We start from the raw sequence: 2,748 nt of genomic DNA on the forward strand, positions 1-2,748 counted from the left end.
ACTGGATCATCGAAGTGGTCGACGGTCTGGCCGCAAATGGCGAGGACGGTAACGGTGAGGTCGAGGCCAAAGTCAAAGCCGAAGTCGCAAACCTCTGCGCCAGATTCCCTATCTATCCAAACTTGTAAACTGAAGGACACCAACCCATGAGCTTTCATTCCATCGAACAGGCTCCTGCCCGCCTAAACCGTAGCGAACTCGCCGTGCCTGGCAGCCAACCCGGAATGTTCGAAAAGGCCGCACAATCGGACGTGGATGTCATCTTCCTTGATCTGGAGGACGCCGTCGCGCCGGACGAGAAAGAACAAGCCCGCAAAAACACCATTGAGGCTCTGAACGACATCGACTGGGGCAGCAAGACCATGTCGGTACGCATCAACGGGCTCGACACGCATTACATGTACCGCGACGTGGTGGATGTGGTTGAACAGGCTGGCGAGCGACTTGATCTGATCATGATCCCCAAAGTCGGCACCGCGGCAGATGTCTATGCCGTCGACATGATGGTCACGCAAATCGAGGATGCAAAGGGGCACAAAAAACGCATCGGATTCGAGCATATCATCGAAACTGCGTTAGGGATGCAGAACGTCAGTGAGATCGCGGCGGCGTCGAAACGTAACGAAAGCCTGCATTTCGGCGTAGCCGACTATGCCGCCTCGACCCGCGCACGGACGACTATTATCGGCGGTGTTAACCCGGATTATTCCGTTCTGACTGACGCGGATACGGACGGAGGACGCCTGACCCATTGGGGAGATATGTGGCACTATGCGCTTGCCCGTATGGTTGTAGCTGCCCGCGCCAATGGTTTGCGCCCGATCGACGGCCCATTTGGAGACTTCCAAGACCCGGACGGCTACAAAGCCGCCGCAAAGCGCGCGGCAGTTTTAGGCTGCGAGGGCAAATGGGCCATCCATCCCAGCCAGATTTCACTTGCAAACGATGTTATGTCGCCGGGCGACGCCGAAGTCACCAAGGCACAACGCATTCTCGAAGCAATGGCCGAAGCCGAAGCAGCGGGAAAGGGAGCGGTTTCGTTGGATGGCCGCCTGATCGACTATGCTTCGATCCGTCAAGCTGAAGTTATGGTTGAGAAGGCCCGTCAAATCGCAGCAGCATGATCGCCTCATGACTTTACAATCGTCCATGTCTCAACGCGATTGTGCCGCCAACATATTTGCCGAAGCCATAGCCGCGGCAGATCCGGCGGTATCCCTGAGCAGACGACTGCAATCAGCCCCATTGTCTGCGCCCAAACAGGGTGGGCGCAGCATCCTGATCGCGATTGGTAAAGCCGCTCCAGCCATGATGGCGGAAGCCTTGCAAAACGTTCAGGGTGATCATGTCGCTCTGGCCGTGACCCATTCCGAAAACCAAGCGGTCGTACCCGGTGCAACTGTGTTGAACAGTGCACACCCCGTTCCGGACGAACGGGGCCTCAAAGCCGGTCGGCAGATCATTGATCTGCTCAGCACAGCACGCGAGCAAGATCAGATCATAGCGCTGATCTCTGGCGGGGGATCGGCCCTGGTTCCGGCACCTGTGGACGGATTGTTCCTATCGGATAAGATTGTGGTCAACGAGCTCTTGTTGTCTTCCGGATTGGACATCGTGCACATGAACCTGGTGCGCCAGCATCTGAGCCAGCTCAAGGGCGGAGGGTTTCTGCGGCACGGTTCACCTGCACCGGTCACAGCCTATATTCTGTCGGATGTGATCGGAGATGACCTGCGTGCCGTTGCCAGCGGCCCCACTTCTCCACCCATCGGAACCCAAGCCGATGCCCGCAGGATCTGCATTGGGGCTGGCATCTGGAAGCGTCTGCCCCAATCCGTGCGGGACCATCTAGAACACAGCGTTCCTGAACAGACGATAGCAGTTGAAGCGACAAATCATCTGATCGGGTCGAACACGATAAGCCTTGAGGCTGCGCATCGCTGTGCGGCGCAGTTTTGTCGGGCTGAAATTGCATCCAAAGCACTGACAGGAGACGTGTCCGACGCTGCACGTCAGATTCTGCAAGCGGCCCGTTCTGTGGCTTCCGACCGCCCGATCGCTCTGCTTTTCGGAGGGGAGACAACCGTCCGGCTGCGGGGTACGGGTCTTGGTGGGCGCAATCAGGAACTAGCGCTGCGCGTCGCCCAACTGGCGCAAGGGGAAGCTATTCCCGGCAACTGGATCTTCCTCAGCGGTGGAACAGATGGCCGTGATGGTCCGACCCCCGCAGCGGGTGCGATTGTGGATGTGGGAACATTCGATCGTATCCGCGATGCGGGGCAAAATCCGTCCACGCTGTTAGCAAACAACGACAGTCACCGGGCATTGGGACTATCGGGTGATCTTCTGATGACTGGTGCGACCGGAACCAATGTTGCAGATATCCAAGTATTGCTGCTTGGGCCTGATGCTTGAGCGCGCGCTAAACTTGACGGGCATCAAGGTTGATATAGCGTCAGAGATGTCGAATTGGAGAGTAATGCCTGAATCCGTCGAGAAAGGTCCGATTCATGCGATAGTCTGATTTCAAAGCCATAAAAGAGGCGTTTATTCCATTGTCACAGGCGATGTTTTAGGCTCTGACGGAGGGATATAGGCATTATTTTTTGCGGGATGTTTGGCGTTGATCGGCGTGTAAGTATTTGTAATTTTCGTTCTAAAGTTGTTTTTTGGAGTAGGATTTGAACCTTTGGCCTTCAGGTTATGAGCCTGACGAGGTGAAGAGGTTAGCAATTGATCCAGTGGATC

The 2,748-nt window shown here is 56.0% G+C and carries 3 protein-coding genes; 2 read left to right on the plus strand and 1 reads right to left on the minus strand.

Annotation, left to right across the window (positions count from 1 at the left end):
- Positions 1-146: 146 nt before the first annotated feature.
- Together AC2FLE_RS21350 and AC2FLE_RS21355 are read left to right on the plus strand one after the other, a co-directional pair.
- Positions 147-1,124 carry an HpcH/HpaI aldolase/citrate lyase family protein gene (locus AC2FLE_RS21350; protein WP_496699617.1) on the plus strand — a complete coding sequence of 326 codons (978 nt, stop codon included), beginning with the start codon at positions 147-149 and terminating at the stop codon, positions 1,122-1,124.
- A gap of 7 nt (positions 1,125-1,131) precedes the next feature.
- Complete coding sequence (locus tag AC2FLE_RS21355; protein WP_496699618.1) at positions 1,132-2,415, plus strand: glycerate kinase type-2 family protein; 1,284 nt, start codon at positions 1,132-1,134, stop codon at positions 2,413-2,415.
- A 132-nt stretch (positions 2,416-2,547) separates the two neighbouring features.
- Here AC2FLE_RS21355 and AC2FLE_RS21360 read toward each other — a convergent pair.
- Positions 2,548-2,748 (minus strand): hypothetical protein (locus AC2FLE_RS21360; protein WP_496699620.1); only part of this gene is annotated, 201 nt, incomplete at its 5' end.

The organism is Ruegeria sp. CDSA077, from assembly GCF_059612265.1.

What these genes read in the sequence shown, in the direction of transcription:
- AC2FLE_RS21355 (WP_496699618.1), top strand. Translation starts at nt 1,132, where the DNA reads ATGACTTTACAATCGTCCATGTCTCAACGCGATTGTGCCGCCAACATA.
- AC2FLE_RS21350 (WP_496699617.1), top strand. Translation starts at nt 147, where the DNA reads ATGAGCTTTCATTCCATCGAACAGGCTCCTGCCCGCCTAAACCGTAGC.